At 74.2% G+C, this 17,282-nt stretch carries 18 protein-coding genes; 11 read left to right on the forward strand and 7 right to left on the reverse strand.

All coding sequences use genetic code 11. The features are described from left to right. Positions 1–53 precede the first annotated feature (53 nt). The gene (locus OG867_RS28395; RefSeq protein ID WP_406289610.1) at positions 54–770 is read right to left on the reverse strand and encodes a TVP38/TMEM64 family protein; all 717 of its coding nucleotides are present in this window, start codon (positions 768–770) and stop codon (positions 54–56) included. A 363-nt stretch (positions 771–1,133) separates the two neighbouring features. Between OG867_RS28395 and tuf the strand changes: the two genes are divergently transcribed. Both tuf and OG867_RS28405 read left to right on the forward strand, forming a co-directional pair. Then, complete coding sequence (tuf, locus tag OG867_RS28400; RefSeq protein WP_406289612.1) at positions 1,134–2,315, forward strand: elongation factor Tu; 1,182 nt, start codon at positions 1,134–1,136, stop codon at positions 2,313–2,315. A gap of 106 nt (positions 2,316–2,421) precedes the next feature. Next, entirely contained in the window at positions 2,422–3,267 is an 846-nt protein-coding gene (locus OG867_RS28405) for a spermidine synthase (protein ID WP_406289614.1), read from the forward strand. On the opposite strand, the gene OG867_RS28410 is transcribed toward OG867_RS28405, so the two are convergent. Both OG867_RS28410 and OG867_RS28415 read right to left on the reverse strand, forming a co-directional pair. Then, entirely contained in the window at positions 3,229–4,542 is a 1,314-nt protein-coding gene (locus OG867_RS28410) for an MFS transporter (protein WP_406289616.1), read from the reverse strand. The two genes, OG867_RS28405 and OG867_RS28410, sit on opposite strands and share 39 nt — an antisense overlap. A 54-nt stretch (positions 4,543–4,596) precedes the next feature. Continuing rightward, on the reverse strand, positions 4,597–5,694 hold the full coding sequence (locus tag OG867_RS28415) for a hypothetical protein (RefSeq protein ID WP_328899107.1): 1,098 nt from the start codon (positions 5,692–5,694) through the stop codon (positions 4,597–4,599). 156 nt (positions 5,695–5,850) lie between these two features. On the opposite strand from OG867_RS28415, the gene OG867_RS28420 reads away from it, so the two are divergent. Both OG867_RS28420 and OG867_RS28425 read left to right on the forward strand, forming a co-directional pair. After that, a complete protein-coding gene (locus OG867_RS28420) occupies positions 5,851–6,288 on the forward strand; it encodes a DUF4442 domain-containing protein (RefSeq protein WP_328904252.1) in 438 nt (145 codons plus the stop codon). Positions 6,289–6,444: 156 nt separating this feature from the next. Continuing rightward, complete coding sequence (locus OG867_RS28425) at positions 6,445–7,107, forward strand: DedA family protein (RefSeq protein WP_406289618.1); 663 nt, start codon at positions 6,445–6,447, stop codon at positions 7,105–7,107. Positions 7,108–7,119: 12 nt separating this feature from the next. Here OG867_RS28425 and OG867_RS28430 read toward each other — a convergent pair whose 3' ends face one another. Then, positions 7,120–7,650, reverse strand: a complete 531-nt coding sequence (locus OG867_RS28430) for a gamma carbonic anhydrase family protein (protein WP_328899105.1) — start codon at positions 7,648–7,650, stop codon at positions 7,120–7,122. Positions 7,651–7,789: 139 nt separating this feature from the next. Between OG867_RS28430 and OG867_RS28435 the strand changes: the two genes are divergently transcribed. Further along, positions 7,790–8,527 carry an acyltransferase gene (locus tag OG867_RS28435; RefSeq protein ID WP_406289620.1) on the forward strand — a complete coding sequence of 246 codons (738 nt, stop codon included), beginning with the start codon at positions 7,790–7,792 and terminating at the stop codon, positions 8,525–8,527. A gap of 5 nt (positions 8,528–8,532) precedes the next feature. Here OG867_RS28435 and OG867_RS28440 read toward each other — a convergent pair whose 3' ends face one another. Further along, positions 8,533–9,399: an EamA family transporter gene (locus tag OG867_RS28440; protein WP_406289622.1), complete on the reverse strand. Its 867-nt coding sequence runs from the start codon at positions 9,397–9,399 to the stop codon at positions 8,533–8,535. A gap of 92 nt (positions 9,400–9,491) precedes the next feature. Here OG867_RS28440 and OG867_RS28445 point away from each other — a divergent pair, with 92 nt between their 5' ends. Both OG867_RS28445 and OG867_RS28450 read left to right on the forward strand, forming a co-directional pair. Further along, complete coding sequence (locus tag OG867_RS28445; protein ID WP_328899102.1) at positions 9,492–10,064, forward strand: XRE family transcriptional regulator; 573 nt, start codon at positions 9,492–9,494, stop codon at positions 10,062–10,064. Between the two features lie 43 nt (positions 10,065–10,107). Continuing rightward, positions 10,108–10,680 carry a YbaK/EbsC family protein gene (locus OG867_RS28450; protein ID WP_406289625.1) on the forward strand — a complete coding sequence of 191 codons (573 nt, stop codon included), beginning with the start codon at positions 10,108–10,110 and terminating at the stop codon, positions 10,678–10,680. On the opposite strand, the gene OG867_RS28455 is transcribed toward OG867_RS28450, so the two are convergent. Next, on the reverse strand, positions 10,677–11,084 hold the full coding sequence (locus tag OG867_RS28455) for a CoA-binding protein (RefSeq protein ID WP_406289627.1): 408 nt from the start codon (positions 11,082–11,084) through the stop codon (positions 10,677–10,679). The two genes, OG867_RS28450 and OG867_RS28455, sit on opposite strands and share 4 nt — an antisense overlap. A gap of 59 nt (positions 11,085–11,143) precedes the next feature. On the opposite strand from OG867_RS28455, the gene OG867_RS28460 reads away from it, so the two are divergent. From OG867_RS28460 to OG867_RS28470, 3 genes are all read left to right on the forward strand, one after another. Next, the gene (locus tag OG867_RS28460) at positions 11,144–11,764 is read left to right on the forward strand and encodes a YigZ family protein (protein ID WP_406289629.1); all 621 of its coding nucleotides are present in this window, start codon (positions 11,144–11,146) and stop codon (positions 11,762–11,764) included. Positions 11,765–11,887: 123 nt separating this feature from the next. Further along, positions 11,888–13,054: an exonuclease SbcCD subunit D gene (locus OG867_RS28465; RefSeq protein WP_328899098.1), complete on the forward strand. Its 1,167-nt coding sequence runs from the start codon at positions 11,888–11,890 to the stop codon at positions 13,052–13,054. Next, positions 13,051–16,245, forward strand: coding sequence for an AAA family ATPase (locus OG867_RS28470; RefSeq protein ID WP_406289632.1), 3,195 nt, complete (start codon positions 13,051–13,053; stop codon positions 16,243–16,245). The genes OG867_RS28465 and OG867_RS28470 overlap by 4 nt, the downstream gene beginning before the upstream one ends. On the opposite strand, the gene OG867_RS28475 is transcribed toward OG867_RS28470, so the two are convergent. Beyond that, positions 16,235–16,681, reverse strand: coding sequence for an Lrp/AsnC family transcriptional regulator (locus tag OG867_RS28475; protein ID WP_406289634.1), 447 nt, complete (start codon positions 16,679–16,681; stop codon positions 16,235–16,237). The genes OG867_RS28470 and OG867_RS28475 overlap by 11 nt on opposite strands. A gap of 93 nt (positions 16,682–16,774) precedes the next feature. Here OG867_RS28475 and OG867_RS28480 point away from each other — a divergent pair, with 93 nt between their 5' ends. After that, positions 16,775–17,263: a rhodanese-like domain-containing protein gene (locus OG867_RS28480; protein ID WP_406289637.1), complete on the forward strand. Its 489-nt coding sequence runs from the start codon at positions 16,775–16,777 to the stop codon at positions 17,261–17,263. Positions 17,264–17,282: the final 19 nt, after the last annotated feature.

Below are 17,282 nucleotides of genomic sequence, written 5' to 3' on the forward strand. Positions count from 1 at the left end.
CCCCGGGTGAACGCCCGGCGACACCCCCCGCGCGGCCCGGCAGGTCGCGGTCCTCAGACGCCGAGGCGGTGCCGGCGCCGCCAGGCGACCACGGCCGCGCCGGCCCCCGTCAGCACGATGAAGCCCATCGCCGCCAGGAACGCGGGTGAGGTCGGCGACGACGCCTCGCTGCCCGCCACCACATAGGCGGCGGTGTTCGGGACCGAGCCCAGGCCCGTCGCCACGAGGAACGGCGGACAGCCCATGCGCGAGACGGCCGCGCAGTAGTTGGCGGCGGCGAACGGCACCCCGGGGAAGAGCCGCAGCGCCAGCATCGAGCGGAAGCCGTGCCGGCTCAGCTGCCCGTCCGCCGCCCGCAGCCAGCGCCCCCGCACCAGGGTGCGCAAGGCGTCCTGGCCCAGGACCCGGCCGAGCATGAAGGAGACCCCCGCGCCCAGCACCGTGCCGCCGATCGCCGCCGCGAGCCCCGCCTGCGCCCCGAACAGGGCTCCCGCCGCGAGGTTCAGCAGCGGACGCGGCACGAACGCCACCGTGCAGACGCCGTACGCGAGTCCGAAGAGCACCACCGCCGTGGAACCGCCGCTCAGCTCCCCGAGCCGGCCCGAGGTCAGCAGCCGCTGCGGATCCAGGAGCAGCATGGCCGTCGCGGCGGCCACCAGCACGGCGACGAGCAGCGAGAGCCGGGACCACGGCGACAGCAGCACCCGCGTGCAGCGCACGGCGAGGCCGGGAGCCGGGGCGGGCCGGGCGGCGGGGACGGTGTCGAGCATGCGGGGAGACTAACCGACAAGGGTGTGTGATCGCCGTAACGCGCCCCCGCCGGGGCCACGGCGGGGGCGCCCAATCCCCGTACGGCCCGCCGTAATTCGCTCGACGGGCGGGCGGCCCCTCGGAGATGATCGGCGCATGTCCCGGTACGCCTTCCCCGCAGCGCCGTCCGCAGTCGCGGACGCGCCGAAGGCTGCCGTGCGCACCCTCGCAGCAGGTGGCGCCGCAGCGGTCACCGCTGCCGCAGCGCCCCTCGGCGGCGCCCGAAGCTGACCCTCCCCCGGCCGTCCGGCGGACCCCGCGAGGGGAGGGTCGGCCGGCCCCGGGGTCCTCATGTCACGCTTCGCATCCCAAGGAATGAACCCATGCCCAAGACGGCATACGTGCGCACCAAGCCGCACCTCAACATCGGCACCATGGGCCACGTCGACCACGGCAAGACGACCCTGACCGCCGCCATCACCAAGGTGCTCAGCGACCGCGGCACCGGCACCTTCGTCCCCTTCGACCGCATCGACCGCGCGCCCGAGGAGGCGCAGCGCGGCATCACCATCAACATCGCGCACGTCGAGTACGAGACCGGCACCCGGCACTACGCGCACATCGACATGCCCGGCCACGCCGACTACATCAAGAACATGGTCACCGGGGCCGCCCAGCTCGACGGGGCGATCCTCGTCGTCTCCGCGGTCGACGGGATCATGCCGCAGACCGCCGAGCACGTCCTGCTCGCCCGCCAGGTGGGCGTCGACCACATCGTGGTGGCCCTCAACAAGGCGGACGCCGCCGATGACGGCGAGGACACAGTGCTGACCGACCTCGTGGAGCTGGAGGTCCGCGAGCTGTTGTCCGCGCACGGCTACGGCGGCGACACGGTGCCCGTCGTACGGGTGTCGGGGTTGCGGGCGCTGGAGGGCGACCCCCGCTGGACGGGGGCCGTGGAGGCGCTGCTCGACGCCGTCGACACGTATGTGCCGATGCCGGTGCGCTACACCGACGCGCCGTTCCTGCTGCCGGTGGAGAACGTCCTGACCATCACCGGCCGGGGCACGGTCGTCACCGGTGCCGTGGAGCGCGGCACGGTCCGCGTCGGCGACCGGGTGTCGGTGCTCGGCCCGGACATCGAGACGGTCGTCACCGGTCTGGAGACCTTCGGCAAGCCGATGGAGTCCGCCGAGGCCGGCGACAACGTCGCGGTGCTCCTGCGCGGCGTCGAGCGCGACCGGGTGCGCCGCGGCCATGTCGTCGCGGCGCCGGGCAGCGTCACCCCGAGCCGGCGCTTCACCGCGCGGGTGTACGTCCTGTCGGGGCGCGAGGGCGGCCGCACCACCCCGGTCACCACCGGGTACCGGCCGCAGTTCTACATCCGCACGGCCGACGTGGTCGGCGACGTGGACCTCGGCGAGGCGGCGGTCGCGCGCCCCGGCGACACGGTCACCATGACCGTCGAGCTGGGCCGGGACGTCCCGTTGGAGCCGGGCCTCGGCTTCGCGATCCGCGAGGGCGGCCGCACGGTCGGCGCGGGCACCGTCACGGAGCTGCTCTGAGCCGTACGGGCCCCGGGGCCCGCCTTCCCCGACCCCGGGGGAGGCGGGCCCGTCCGTCGTCGGCCCGGGCGGGCCCGCCTCCCCCGGGAGCCCTCACAATGGGGGAGTGAACGAGTCGATACCCGTCATCCGCGACGTGGACCACGGCACCGCGCGCCTCCTCCCGGACGTGGACCGGGAACGTGCCTGGCTGCTCACGGTCGACGGCGCGCCGCAGTCGTACGTCGACCTCGACGCGCCCGAGCACCTGGAGTTCGAGTACGCCCGCCGGCTCGGCCATGTCGTGGACTGCGCGGCGGACCCGGGCGAGCCGCTGGACGTCCTGCACCTGGGCGGCGGCGGCCTCACCCTGCCCCGCTATGTCGCGGCCACCCGCCCCGGCTCCCGGCAGGAGGTGGCGGACGCGGACCGCGGGCTCGTCGGCCTCGTCGCGGAGCATCTGCCGCTGCCCGCGGACTGCGGCATCACCGTGCACGCGGCGGACGCCCGCGCCCGGCTTGAGGGGACCGACCCCGGCTCGGTGGACCTGCTGATCGCGGACGTCTTCGGCGGGTCCCGGGTCCCCGCGCACCTCACCTCGGTCCCGTACGCCCGGGCGGCGGCGCGGGCGTTGCGACCGGACGGGATCTACGCCGCGAACCTGGCCGACGGGCCGCCGTTCGGCTTCCTGCGCTCGCAGCTGGCCACCTTCGCGGCGGTCTTCGAGGAGCTGGCGCTGATCGCGGAGCCGGGCGTGCTGCGCGGCCGCCGCTTCGGCAACGTGGTCCTGGTCGCCTCCCGCGCCCCGTTCGACATACCTGCCCTGGCCCGCCGGTGCGCGGCGGACGCGTTCGCGGCACGGGTGGAGCACGGCGACTCGCTGGCCGCGTTCGTCAACGGGGCCCGGCCGGTCGGGGACGAGGACGCGGTGGCGTCACCCGAGCCGCCCGATGGCGCCTTCAGCCTCGGCTGAGGTGGGCGGTACGAGCGGGGCGGCGGCCACCTCGACCGTCTCGGACCTGCGGGTCAGGTTGCGTACATCCGGAACGAACAGCACCGCACCCGTGACGAGCACGACCAGACCCGCGCACCCCCACAGCGCCTGGGAGCGCCCGACCAGCGACTCGACCGGTCCGGCGAGAGCGGTGGCGACCGGCACCATGGCCACCGAACCGAACCAGTCGTAGGCCGAGACGCGCGACAGCTTCTCCTCCGGGATCTCCTGGTGCATGGCCGTCATCCAGGAGACGCCGAACACCTCGATCGCCGTACCGGTGACGAACATCACCAGGCAGAGCCAGTACGCCGACAGCGGTACCGCGAGCCCGGCGGACGGCAGGGCCAGCGGGAAGACGCAGAGCGTTCCGGCCAGCAGCAGCCGGCGCGGCTTCCACCGCATCATCAGCAGCGCCCCGGCCAGGTTGCCGACGCCGAACGCGGCGAGCGCGAAGCCCCAGGGCCGGGCGCCGCCGAGTGAGTCGCGGGCGACCAGCGGACCGTAGACCGCCTCGGCCGCTCCGACGGCGGCGACCACCACGGAGAACTGGGCGACGATGGCCCACAGCCAGGGGCGGCCCGTGAACTCCTGCCAGCCGTCCCGCAGGTCCGCGAGCAGCCCGCCCCCGGGTTCACGTGCCGGGATGTGGCTGACGTCGAGGAAGGCGCGCAGGGCTCCGGCGACCGCGAAGGCGGCCGCGTCGACGGCGAGCACCCAGCCCGGGTCCATGGCCGCGATCATGGCGCCGCCGAGGGCCGCGCCCCCGATCGCGGCGCCCTGCGTCGACATCCGGAAGAGCGCGAAGGCGCGGCTCGCCTGTTCGCCGCTGACGCTCGACATCAGCATGCCCTCGGCCGCCGGGCCGAAGAACGCCTGCCCGGTGCCGCAGAGCGCGGTGAGCAGCATCATCTGCCACAGCTTCGGGTCGCCGGCCAGGACCAGCAGGGCGAAGAGGGCCTGCGAGACGCAGTTGAGGGTGTTGGCCGCGACCATCACCCGGTGGCGCGGCATCCGGTCTGCTATCGCCCCGCCGATGAGCAGGAACAGCACCAGCGGCACGGTCTTGGCGGCGGCGACGAGACCGACGTCACCGGCGTCGCCACCCGACTGGAGAACCGCGAACGCCGCCGCGATCAGCGCGCCGTGGGTGCCCAGGGCGGTGATGATCGAGGCGGCGGTCAGCAGCCGGTAGTTGCGGCCCGCCGGGACGGGTCGGGTGGTGCGGGAGGCGGGGGCGGCTGCTTCGGTCACTCAGGGACTATCGCGGCCGCCGCCCGGTTGTGCAAATAAGTTCCCCGACCGGGGTCAGGAATCGCCGTCGGGGTCCACGACCGGCACCAGACGTACGGTGCTGAGGATCTTCTCGATCGTCGCGTTCGGCAGCTCGTCGTCCACGCCCGCGGCGGCGTACAGCACCCACGAGGCGAACTCGTTCTTCTTGTTCTTGAACGTGAAGGCGTACGACTTGCCGTCACTGCTGCACTTGGAGCGCTTGGTGACGTTGGGCGCGGTCGCGGTGACCAGGCTCCCCGACAGCCCCGACTTGGTGGTGTACTGCTTGGCCTTGCTGATCTTGATGGTCTTCTTCGGCATGTGCTGCGCGAACGCGGCCCACGCCCAGGTGCCCGCCTCGTTGCGGGCGTTCACATCGGCGTCCGTGGCGCCCTGCGCCCCCCGGGTGCCGGTGCCGGCCAGGCTGTACTTGTCCTTGACGCCGTCCTTGTCGGCGTCGTCGGTGCACCACTCCTGCTTGAGGTCCGCCGGCCCGGTGAAGCCGATGAGCGGCAGGCCGTCGTTCTTCTTCTCGTCCTCGAAGAAGGACTGCACGCCGGGCGGGGACACCTCCCAGTCGCCGGGCACGTCGAACTGGGTGCCCCACTTGGGGTTCGTCACGACCTTCCAGCCCGCGATCTGCGGCTTGGCGTCCTCGCCGCCGCGCGGGTTGTCTTCCGGCGAGGACGGGGAGCCGGACGGCTTGACGGGCGCGGACGACTTCTTGTCGTCGGCGACGTTCTTGCCGTCCTTGTCGTCGTCCTTGTTCAGCACGATGACACCGGTGACCGCGGCGGCCACCACGACCGCCGTCGCGGCGACGATGGCGATGACCGTCGTCTTCTTCTTGTCGTTGCCCGGCTGCGGGTCACCGGGAGGACCGGGCACCGCGTACTGCGGAACCGTCGGTTGCTGGTACGGGTTGGGCTGTCCGTACCCCCCCTGCCCGCCCTGCTGCGGGTAGCCGTAGCCGGGCTGCTGGCCCGGCTGCTGGTTCGGCGGCTGTCCCTGCTGCTGATATCCCGGCTGCTGATAGGGATTCGGCTGCTGGTACCCCGGCTGCTGGTACGGGTTCTGGTTCTGGTCCTGCGGGTTCTGCTCGCCCCCGGGCGGCTGCTGTCCTGGCCACATGGCGAGTAACGATAGAGGGGCCCTGCCCCGCGTGCTACGTCCGCCCCCGTGTGCGAACGGTGAAGGAGCGGCGGCGGCCCGCCCGATGCGTGTCCGCAGAGGCATGGCCAAAGCTGTCTACCCATGAGTAACATCCCGTCCATGAGCGCTGAACAGATGACCGCGGGCGAGATGCTCGCCGCGACGGTTCCCATGGTCCGGACCCTCCACCTCGAATTCCTGGAGTCGACCGCCGAGCGCGCGGTGGTCCGCCTGCCGGACCAGGCCGGCTACCACAACCACGTCGGCGGACCGCACGCCGGAGCGATGTTCACGCTGGCCGAGTCGGCGAGCGGCGCCATCGTCATCGCCGCCTTCGGCGACCAGCTCTCCCGGGCCGTGCCGCTCGCGGTCGGCGCCGAGATCGGCTACAAGAAGCTGGCCATGGGCGAGGTCACCGCGACCGCCGTCCTCGGCCGCCCCGCCGCCGAGGTCGTCGCCGAACTCGACGCGGGCGAGCGCCCCGAATTCCCGGTGACCGTGGAGATCCGGCGCGGCGACGGCGCCGTGACCGGTGAGATGACCGTGATCTGGACGCTGCGCCCGAACTCCTGAGCCGTAGGGCCGCGGCTCCGCATCCGTACGAGAAGGGCCGCCCCGCACCGGCGGCCCTTCTCGCTGTCCGCCTCCGTGAAGCTGAGGGTAGGCTTCCCGCGGTGCGCCGATGAGTGTCCGGCGAGCGACAGGCCATCACTACGTGAGGAAACGGCGTTGCACATCCAGGAGTGGCTGGAGACCGTCCCCGCGATCAGCGTCTACATCCTGGTGGGCGCCGTCATCGGGCTGGAGAGCCTGGGCATCCCGCTGCCCGGCGAGATCGTCCTGATCAGCGCCGCACTGCTGGCCGCGAGCCACGACGGCATCAACCCCTGGATCCTCGGCGCCTGCGCCACCGCCGGAGCCGTGATCGGGGACTCGATCGGTTACGCCATCGGCCGCAAGGGCGGACGGCCCCTGCTGGCCTGGCTCGGCGGGAAGTTCCCCAAGCACTTCGGCGAGAGCCAGATCGGCATGGCCGAGCGCTCCTTCCAGAAGTGGGGCATGTGGGCCGTGTTCTTCGGCCGCTTCGTCGCCCTGCTGCGCATCTTCGCCGGTCCGCTGGCCGGTGTGCTGCACATGCCGTACTGGAAGTTCCTCATCGCCAACGTGCTCGGCGGGATCGCCTGGGCGGGCGGCACCACGGCCGTCATCTACTCGGTGGGCGTCGTCGCCGAGGCGTGGCTCAAGCGGTTCTCCTACCTCGGCCTGGCCATCGCGGTCCTGATCGGCCTCGCCTCCATGCTGGTCCTCAAGAACCGCGCCAAGAAGGCCGCCGCCGCGCACTCCGCCGCGGCCGCCGAGCCGGAACCGGGGACCGTGCCGGTCGCGGACTGAGCCGACGGTCCCTCAGCCCTCGCAGGCTTCGCGGTGGGCCTTGGCCAGCTCCACGTAACCCACCGCGTTGAAGCGGACGCCCGCCAGCTCCTCCTCGGTCAGCTCCCGCTTCACCTTCGCCGGGATGCCCGCGACCAGCGACCCCGGCGGCACGCGCATCCCCTGCGGTACGAGGGCCTGCGCTGCGACCAGCGAGCCCGCGCCGATGTGCGCGCCGTTGAGGACGGTGGCCCCCATGCCGATGAGGACGTCGTCCTCGATGGTGCAGCCGTGCAGGACCGCGTTGTGGCCGACCGAGACCCGCTCGCCGACCGTCACCACGAAGCCGGGGTCGACGTGGACGCTGCAGTTGTCCTGGATGTTGGAGTCCGCGCCGATCACGATGGGCCCGCAGTCCGCGCGCAGTACCGCCTGGTACCAGAGGCTGGAGCCCGCCGCCATGGTGATGTCGCCGATCGCCACCGACGTCGGGGCGGTGAACGCCTCCGCGTCGATGACGGGCTCCTTGCCGCCGATGCCCATGATCATCGCCTGCTCCGCCATCGCCCGTTCCTCCGTGCTCCGGTGCCGTCGGTCGCCGCCGGGGAAACCGTATGCGACGCGACGGAGCGGCCCCGTGTTGGGGTGAAGATCACAGGCCGGTCGCGCGGCCCGCCCGGTGGGCGCGGCTTACGGTGAGCGCGTGCCGAAGAACCGGAACCCGCTCGCCCCCCTGACCGCCTGGCGGCGGCGCGCCCTGTCCGGCGCCGTCCACCGCTGCTGGCGCTGGGCGCGCGAGGCGGGCGCGGTCACCGCCGAGCACTCCGGAGGGCTGCGGTTCGCCCGGATCGGCGAGGGGACGCGGCTGGCCTTCCCGCAGGGCACGGTCTTCGGGGAGCCGTGGATCCGGCTCGGCGACCACTGCATCATCGGCGAACAGGTCACGCTCACCGCGGGCCTCATGCCCGGCCTGGACCTCGGGCCCGGCCCCATCCTCACCCTGGGCGACGGTGTCGTGCTGGGCCGGGGCAGCCATGTCGTCGCCGACACGACGGTCACCATCGGCTCGGACACGTACTGCGGTCCGTACGTCTACATCACCTCGACCAACCACAGCTACGACGACCCGCACCAGCCGGTCGGCAAGCAGTGGCCCCGGATGGAGCCCGTCTCCATCGGCCCGGGCTGCTGGATCGGCACCGGCGCGGTGATCCTGCCCGGCGCCCGCCTCGGCCGCAACGTCGTCGTGGCCGCCGGGGCGGTGGTCCGCGGCGAGGTGCCCGACCGGTCGGTGGTGGCCGGAGCGCCCGCCCGTGTCGTACGCGGCTGGGACCCGGAGAAGGGCTGGCAGCCGCCCCTGCGGACACCGGCCCCGGTCCCGATCCCCGAGGGCGTCACCCCGGAACAGCTCCTCGCCGTGGCCCAGCTCGAAGAGGGCTGAAGGCCCTACCCCGTCGCGAGCAGCACCGTGCCCACCAGGGCCAGCCCCGCACCCGCCGCCTGCACGCCCCGCAGCCGCTCCTTCAGGACCCCGCGCGCGGCCAGGGCCGTCACCACCGGGTACAGCGAGGCCAGCACGGCGGCGACGGTGACCGGGCCGTGCTGGGCGGCCAGGGAGTACGTGCCGTTGGCCGCGACGTCCGCGAGGCCGACGAACGCCAGCGCCAAAAGCGCCGCCCGGACCGCCGCCGCGCCCCCGTCCTCGGGCAGCGCCCGGCCGCCGCGCCGCACGGAGACGTACAGCGCCCCACCGCCCACCGCCACGTTGGTGACGCGCTGCACGAACAGGGCGAGGAACAGCCCGGTCACCGTGGTCGACGCCTCGGCGATCAGCGACATCACGGCCCCGAAGCCGAAGGCCGCCACCAGCGTCAGCAGGACCGCCCGCCGCTGCACCGGCGCCCCGCGCAGCTGCGGACCGCCCGCCATCACGATGCCCACGACCGCCACCGCGACCCCGGCGCCCTGGAGGAGGCCCGGGCGCTCCCCGGCGATCAGCCCGACGCCCACCGGCACGACGACGCCCAGCGAGCCGAGCGGGGAGACCACACCCATCGGGCCGAGCGCGAGCGCCTGGTAGAAGCAGAGCATCGCCAGCGGTCCCACGACGCCCGCCGCGACCGCGTACCAGAGGCGGGGCCCCGCCTCGCTCCAGCCGCCCGTGGCGGTCACGACCAGGCCCAGCACCGCCGCCGCGATGATCTGCGAGACCACGATCACGGTCAGCGCGGGCGTACGCCGGGTCAGCAGGCCGCCCCCGAAGTCGGCCAGCCCCCACAGGAGGGCGGTGGCCAGGGCGAGCAGCGCGGTCATGGAAGCCTCGCAGTACAGTGCGGCGAACGAGTGGGTACACCGCACCGTAGTTCAGGATGATGGACCGTGTCATACAGAATATTGGACGGAATGTGACGGACCTCGATCAGCTGACCCAGTCCCTCGCGCGCAATCTCAAGCGCTGGCGCGGCGAACGGGGCTTCACCCTGGACCAGTTGGCCGCGCGCGCCGGGGTCAGCCGCGGCATGATCATCCAGATCGAGCAGGCCCGCACCAATCCGAGCGTCGGCACCACGGTCAAGCTGGCCGACGCGCTCGGCGTCAGCATCGCCAGCCTGCTCGACTACGAACAGGGCTCCCCGGTCCGCCTGGTCCCCCCCGACCAGGCCGTCCGCCTCTGGTCCTCCGACGCGGGCAGCTCGACCACGCTCCTGGTCGGCACGGACGCCCGGGGCCCGTTCGAACTCTGTTCCTGGCGGCTGATGCCCGGCGAGGGCACCCGCTCCGACCCGCACCCCGAGGGCACGGTCGAACTCCTCCACGTCACCGCCGGAACGCTCACGCTCGTCGTCGCCGACACCCCCTACGAGATGGGCGCCGGCACCTCCGCCACCTTCGAGGCGCACCACCCGCACGCCTACCGCAACGAGGGCACCGTACCGGTCGAACTCACCATGGCCGTAAGCGTTCCGCCCGTCAGATGAGACGGCGCACAGGCCCGCGTACGGCGCTGTTAGCGTGACGCGCATGCGCGCACCCATCGGCTCCTTCGCGGACGCCACCCCCGCCGTCGACCGTCAGGACCTGCTCACCGCCCCGGTGGCCGAGGCGGTGCGCACCGGCTGGGGCGGCATCACCCCCGACCAGGTCCTGCACGTCGACACCGACCCGGAGATCGCCGACACGGCGGCCTTCGTCGCCCACCACGGGGCCGATCTGCTCGACCACTCGGCGAACTGCGTCGTCCTCTCCGGCAAGCGCGGCGCCGACGTCACCCTCGCCGCCTGCCTGGTCCTGTCGCACTCCCGCGTCGATGTGAACGGCGTCGCCCGCAAGCACCTCGGCCTGCGCAAGGCGCGCTTCGCCTCGATGGACACCGCGGTCGGCGAGACCGGCATGGAGTACGGCGGCATCACGCCCATCGGGCTCCCCGCCGCCTGGCCGCTGCTGATCGACTCCGCCGTCCTGGACGAGGAGTGGGTCCTCATCGGCAGCGGCTCGCGCCGGGGCAAGCTGATCGTGACCGGCAAGGCGCTGGGCGCCCTGCCGGGCGCGGTGATCCTCGACGGACTGGGGGTGCGGGCCCCCGAAGCGCCCTAACCGAGCCTCGGGATCTCGATGGCGGGGCAGCGGTCCATGACCATGTCCAGGCCGGCCGCCCGGGTACGTGCGTACGCCTGCTCGTCCACCACGCCGAGCTGGAACCAGACGGCCCGGGCGCCCTTGGCGACCGCCTCGTCGGCCACCGCGCCCGCCAGCTCGCTGTTGACGAAGACGTCGACCACGTCCACCGGGAACGGGATGTCCGCCAGCGACGCGTACCCCTCCTCGCCGTGCACCCGCTCGGCCTTCGGATGGACCGGGACCACGAGCTTGCCGAAGCGCTGAAGCACCTCGGCGACCCCGTAGGCGGCGCGCGAGCGGTTGTTGGACAGGCCCACCACCGCCCAGGTGTCGCCGGTGTCTTCCAGGATCCTGCGGATCGTCTCCGTGTCTGCGTACATGATCCGCACAACCGGCGGCCCGCTCCGGCCATTCCCGCAGGTGCGCATAGGGTGGCGGGATGCAGGAGGAGTACCGGACCGTCGCCCGCGCGGGCGTGCACGAGAGCGAGATCAACCGGTCCCGCTTCCTCTGCGCGCTCGCCCCCGCGGCCACCGAGGAGGAGGCGCAGGAGTTCATCGCCCGCGTCCGCAGGGAGCACCCGGCCGCCACGCACAACTGCTACGCGTACGTGATCGGCGCCTCCGTACAGAAGGCGAGCGACGACGGCGAGCCCGGCGGAACCGCCGGCGTCCCCATGCTCCAGATGCTCACCCGCCGCGAGGTCTGCTTCGCCGTCGCCGTGGTCACCCGCTACTACGGCGGTGTGAAGCTGGGTGCCGGCGGGCTGATCAGGGCGTACGGGGGAGTGGTCGGGGAAGCCCTCGACACACTCGGCACCCGCACCCGCCGCCGCTTCCGGCTCGCCACCGTCACCGTCGGGCACCAGCGGGCGGGCAGGCTGGAGAACGAACTGCGCGCCACCGGACGGACCGTGCGCGAGGTCCGGTACGCGGCCGACGTGACCATCGAGATCGCGCTGCCGGACGCCGACGTCGAGGCGTTCCGCCGCTGGCTGGCCGACGCGACGGCGGGCGAGGCGCGGATGGAGCTGGGCGGCGAGGCGTACGACGACGCGTGACGACAGGCGCGTCGCGGGCCGGGTGGGCTTCCCGGACGCGCCCCCTGGCCCCCGGCGGGATGGGACACTGGGGGGCGTGAGGGCACAGGGGCGGAGGAAGCGCATGCGGACCGGAGCCGGGTCTTGAGGATTCTGCACACATCGGACTGGCACCTCGGCCGGTCGTTCCACCGGGTCCCCCTGCTCGACGCCCAGGCCGCCTACCTCGACCACCTGGTCGCCACCGTCGCCGAGCACGAGGCCGACGTCGTCGTGGTGGCGGGTGACGTGTACGACAGGGCGGTGCCCCCGCTCAGCGCCGTCCAGCTCTTCGATGACGCCCTGCACCGGCTCGCCGCCGCCGGGGTGCCCACGGTGATGATCTCCGGCAACCACGACTCCGCCCGCCGCCTCGGCGTCGGCGCCGGGCTCATCGGCCGGGCCGGCATCCACCTGCGCACCGACCCCGCGCGCTGCGGCACGCCCGTCGTCATCCCCGACGCGCACGGCGACGTGGCGTTCTACGGGCTGCCGTACCTGGAACCCGCCCTGGTCAAGGACGTCTTCAAGGCCGAGCGCGCCGGGCACGAGGCCGTGCTCGCCGCCGCCATGGACCGTGTCCGCGCCGACCTCGCCGCACGCCCGGACTCCACCCGCTCCGTCGTCCTCGCCCACGCCTTCGTCGCCGGCGGCGAGCCCAGCGACAGCGAGCGCGACATCACCGTGGGCGGCGTCGCCGCGGTCCCGGCCGGGGTCTTCGACGGCGTCGACTACGCGGCCCTCGGCCACCTCCACGGCTGCCAGGCCGTCACCGACCGCGTCCGGTACTCCGGCTCCCCGCTCGCCTACTCGTTCTCCGAGGCCACCCACCGCAAGACCATGTGGCTCATCGACCTGGACGCCTCCGGGGCGGTCACCGGCGAACGGATCGACTGCCCGGTGCCCCGCCGCCTCGCCCGGCTGCACGGCCGGCTGGACGACCTCCTCGACGACCCCGCGCTCGACCGCCACGAGGACGCCTGGGTCGAGGCCACCCTCACCGACCCGGTCCGCCCCACCGACCCGATGGCCCGCCTCACCGAGCGCTTCCCGCACACGCTCGCCCTCGTCTTCGAACCGGACCGGGCACCCGACGACCCGGACCTCTCCTACGCCCGCCGCCTGCGCGGCCGCGACGACCAGACCATCGCGGAGGACTTCGTGGCCCACGTCCGCGGCGGCTGGGGGACCGACGAGCAGGAGCGGGCGGTGCTGCGGGGCGCCTTCGACCACGTCCGGGTGGACGACGGCGTACACGAGGTGAACCGGTGAGGCTCCACACCCTCCGCGTCACCGCGTTCGGACCCTTCGGCGCCACCCAGGAGATCGACTTCGAGGCGCTCTCCGCCGCCGGGCTCTTCCTGCTCCACGGGCCGACCGGGGCCGGCAAGACCTCCGTCCTGGACGCCGTCTGCTACGCCCTGTACGGGGCGGTCCCCGGTGCCCGGCAGGGCCCCGGCACCTCGCTGCGCAGCGACCACGCCCCCGCGGACCTGCCGACCGAGGTGCTGCTCGACCTCACCGTCGGCGGGCGCCGCCTGGAGATCACCCGGCGCCCGGCCCAGCCCCGCCCCAAGAAGCGGGGCGGCGGCCACACCACGGAGAAGGCGCAGAGCTGGCTGCGTGAGTACGACCCCGAGGACGGCTGGCGGGCGCTCAGCCGGTCGCACCAGGAGATCGGGGAGGAGATCACCCAGCTCGTCGGCATGAGCCGAGAACAGTTCTGCCAGGTGGTCCTGCTGCCCCAGGGCGAGTTCGCCCGCTTCCTGCGCGCCGACGCCGAGGCGCGCGGCCGGCTCCTCGGGCGGCTCTTCGACACCCGGCGCTTCGCGGCCGTCGAGGACCGCCTCGCCGAGCTGCGCCGGGTGGCCGAGGCCCAGGTCAAGGCCGGTGACGACCAGATCCTCGCGCTCGCCCAGCGCATCGCCCAGGCCGCCGGGCCCGCTGCCCGCGAGTACCCGCTGCCGGACCTCCAGCCCGGCGACCCCGGCCTCGCGGACGCCGTCCTCGGCTGGGCCGCCACCGCCCGCAGCGGTGCCGGTGAACGCCACGACATCGCCGCGTCGGTCGTGGCCACGGCGGAGCGCCGGCACGCCGCCGCCCGCATCGCCCTGGACGCCGAACGGGAACTCGCCGCGCTCCAGCAGCGGTACGCCGAGACCCGGCACCGCGCCGACGCCGTGGAGACCGGCCGCGCCGCCCACGAGGAGGCGCGGGACCGCCTCGCACGCGCCCGCAAGGCGGACCTCGTCGCCCCGGCCCTCGAACTGCGCGAGGCGGCGGAGCGGGCGTACCGGCGGGCACGCGAGGAGCGGGACGGCGCCCTGGGCCGGCTGCCCGAGCCCCTGGCCGAGGCGGGCGCCGAACAACTGGCGGCTCTGGAGCACCGGCTCCGCGAGGAGCTGGGCGGCCTCGAATCGGCCCGGCGCGCCGAACAGCGGGCCGCCCGGATCGCCGAGGAGCGCGTCGCCCTGGACCGGCAGGCCCGGGCCGACGAGGAACTGGTCCGCGATGCCGAGGACTGGCTCGCCCACTGGGAGGCCAACCGGCAGGACCTCCAGGCCCGGCTGGACACCGCCCTCGAAGCCGCCACCCGCACCGAACTCCTGGCCCGCCGCCTCGACCCGGCCCGCCGCCGCCTGGACGCGGCGTGCCGCCGCGACGCGCTGGCCGCCGAGGCGAGGGCAGCCGGTCAGCAGCTCGCGGCCGCCCGCGAACAGGCCCTCGCCGCCCATGAACACTGGCTCGACCTGCGTGAACGCCGCCTCCGCGACATCGCGGCCGAACTCGCCGCCCAGCTGGCCGACGGCACCCCCTGCGCGGTCTGCGGCGCCCCGGACCACCCGGCCCCGGCCCGCCCCGGCGACGGGCACGTGGACCGTGCGGCGGAGGAAGCCGCCGAACGCGCCCACCGCGAGGCGGAACGGGCCCGCGCCACGGCGGAACAGTCCCTGGCCCTGGTACGCGAACGCCACGCGACGGCTCGCGCCGAGGCGGCGGGGGCCGTCGGGGCGGCCGGTGACGGGGAGACGGCCGCCACCGATGCCGCGACGGCCCCGGACGCCGCCGCTCCGGCAGGTGGCGCGGCCGCCCCGGCCTCCGCTCCGGCGTCGGCTCCCGGCAAGGGCACCGGCATCGGACCGGGCGACTCCGAGTGGACCGCGGTCGCGGCGGACGACGGCGACCCCGGCGTCGCCCAACTCGCCGACCTCGTGGACGGGCTCGCCGCCGAGCACGCCGAGGCGTACCGCCTCGCCGCCGGGGCGCACTCCGCGCGGGAGGCGCTGGCCGGGGCCGAGCGGGAGCAGCGGCGGCGGGCCGAGGAGCGGCAGCGGGTCGGGCAGCGGGGTGCCGCGCGGACCTCGCGGCGCGAGTCGCTGGACCGGGAGCAGACGGACATCGACGCGGTGCTGGACCGGGCGCGCGGGGGATACCCGAGCGTCGCCGAGCACGCCGCCGTGCTGCAGCGGCGGGTCGCCCTGCTCGCCGGGGCGGGCGTGGCGGTGCGCGAGGAGGAGAGCGCGGCGGCCCGGCTGAAGGAGGCCGACGACCGGCTCGCGGACGCCGCGTTCCGGGCCGGGTTCGACACGCCGGCGGCCGCCGCCGCGACGCTGCTGGACGACGCGGCGCAGCGTACGCTCCAGCACCGCATCGACGCCTGGCAGGCCGAGGCCGCGGCGGTCGCCGACCGGCTCGCCGAGACCGGTGCCCGGGACGCGGCGGACTGCCCGCCCGCCGCCCCTGAAGCCGCCCGGGAGCGCTTCGGCCGGGCCGAGCGCGCGTTGCGGGAGGCCGCGGCCGGGCTCGACGCCGCGCGGGAACGCCGTACCGAACTCGCCAGGCTCTCCCGCCGCGTGGCGGACGAGGTGCGTCGCCTCGGTCCGGTGCGCGAGGAGTACGAACGCGTCGCCCGGCTCGCCGGGCTCACCGCGGGCACCTCGGCGGACAACGCGCGCAAGATGCGCCTGGAGTCGTACGTGCTCGCGGCCCGTCTCGAACAGGTCGCGGCGGCGGCCACCGCCCGGTTGCGGCGGATGTCCTCGGGCCGCTACCAGCTCGTCCACTCCGACGCCCGTACCGGCGGCCGCCGGGCGGGGCTCGGCCTGCACGTCATCGACGCCTGGACCGGCCGCGAGCGCGACACCGCCACGCTCTCCGGCGGCGAGACGTTCTTCGCCTCGCTCGCCCTGGCGCTCGGCCTCGCCGACGTCGTGACCGACGAGGCCGGAGGCGTACGGCTCGACACCCTGTTCATCGACGAGGGGTTCGGCAGCCTGGACGACCAGACGCTGGACGAAGTGCTCGACGTGCTCGACTCGTTGCGCGAACGGGACCGCAGTGTCGGCATCGTCAGCCATGTCGCGGACCTGCGCCGCCGCATCCCCGCCCAGCTGGAGGTGGTGAAGGAGCGGCACGGGTCGGCCGTGCGGCTCCGGGCCGGGGCGGACGGGCTCAGCGACTGATCGGCCGCCCCGGCAGCGGCGAGGAGTAGACGACGCTGGTGGTGACCGAGCCGAGCGCGCCGATCTTCCCGGAGACGGTCTCCAGATGGCTCATCGAGCGGGCCGTCACCTTGAGCACGAAGCAGTCGTCGCCGGTGACGTGATGGGCCTCCACGATCTCCGGCGTCGTCTCCAACAGGTCGTGGAACGGCTTGTAGTTGCCGTTCGGATACCGCAGCCGTACGAAGGCGAGGATCGGCAGCCCGAGCCGTTCCGGATCGACCACGGCCGCGTAACCGCTGATCACCCCGGCCTCCTCCAGCCGGCGGACCCGCTCGGTCACGGCGCTCGGCGACATGGCCACCGCCCGCGCCAGCTCCGCGAAGGACGCGCGGCCCTCGCGTTGCAGCACGTCGAGAATGCGCCAGTCGGTGGCGTCCGGGGAATAGTCGTTCATACGGACAGGGAACCGTGGAATCCCCGGTAGATCAAGGCAGCTGCCGGGGATCCCGCCTTCCGGACCGGGGGCGCCGCTCATAGATTCTCAGGCATGACCTCCCAGCCCGGCACTCTCACCGCCCACCCCGTCCTGAGCGTCCCGCCCGCCGAACCGGCCGACGCGGTCGCCCACTTCGGAGCCTCGCTCGCCTTCCACGCCGACGTCTCGGACGTCGCGGCCGCCCTCACCGGCGGAGGCGACCCCGGCTTCGTCCTCCTCGACTCCCGGTCCACCGAGTCCTGGGACCAGGGGCACATCCCGGGCGCCCTGCACCTGCCGACGGCGCTCATCGCCGCGCAGGCGCCCCGGCTCCTCGACCCGGCCGTGCCGGTGGTCACCTACTGCTGGGGCCCCGGCTGCAACGGCGCCACCCGCGCCGCCCTCGCCCTGGCCCGGCTCGGCTACCGGGTGAAGGAGATGCTCGGCGGCTTCGAGTACTGGGCGCGCGAGGGATTCCCGTACGAGACCTGGGAGGGCGAGGGGAAGCGCGCGGCCGACCCGCTGACCGCACCGGCCGGGACGGACGACTGCGGCTGCTGACGGCGGCCGGCCCCGGGGG

It is taken from the genome of Streptomyces sp. NBC_00209, assembly GCF_045206345.1.
Lineage (GTDB): Bacteria > Actinomycetota > Actinomycetes > Streptomycetales > Streptomycetaceae > Streptomyces.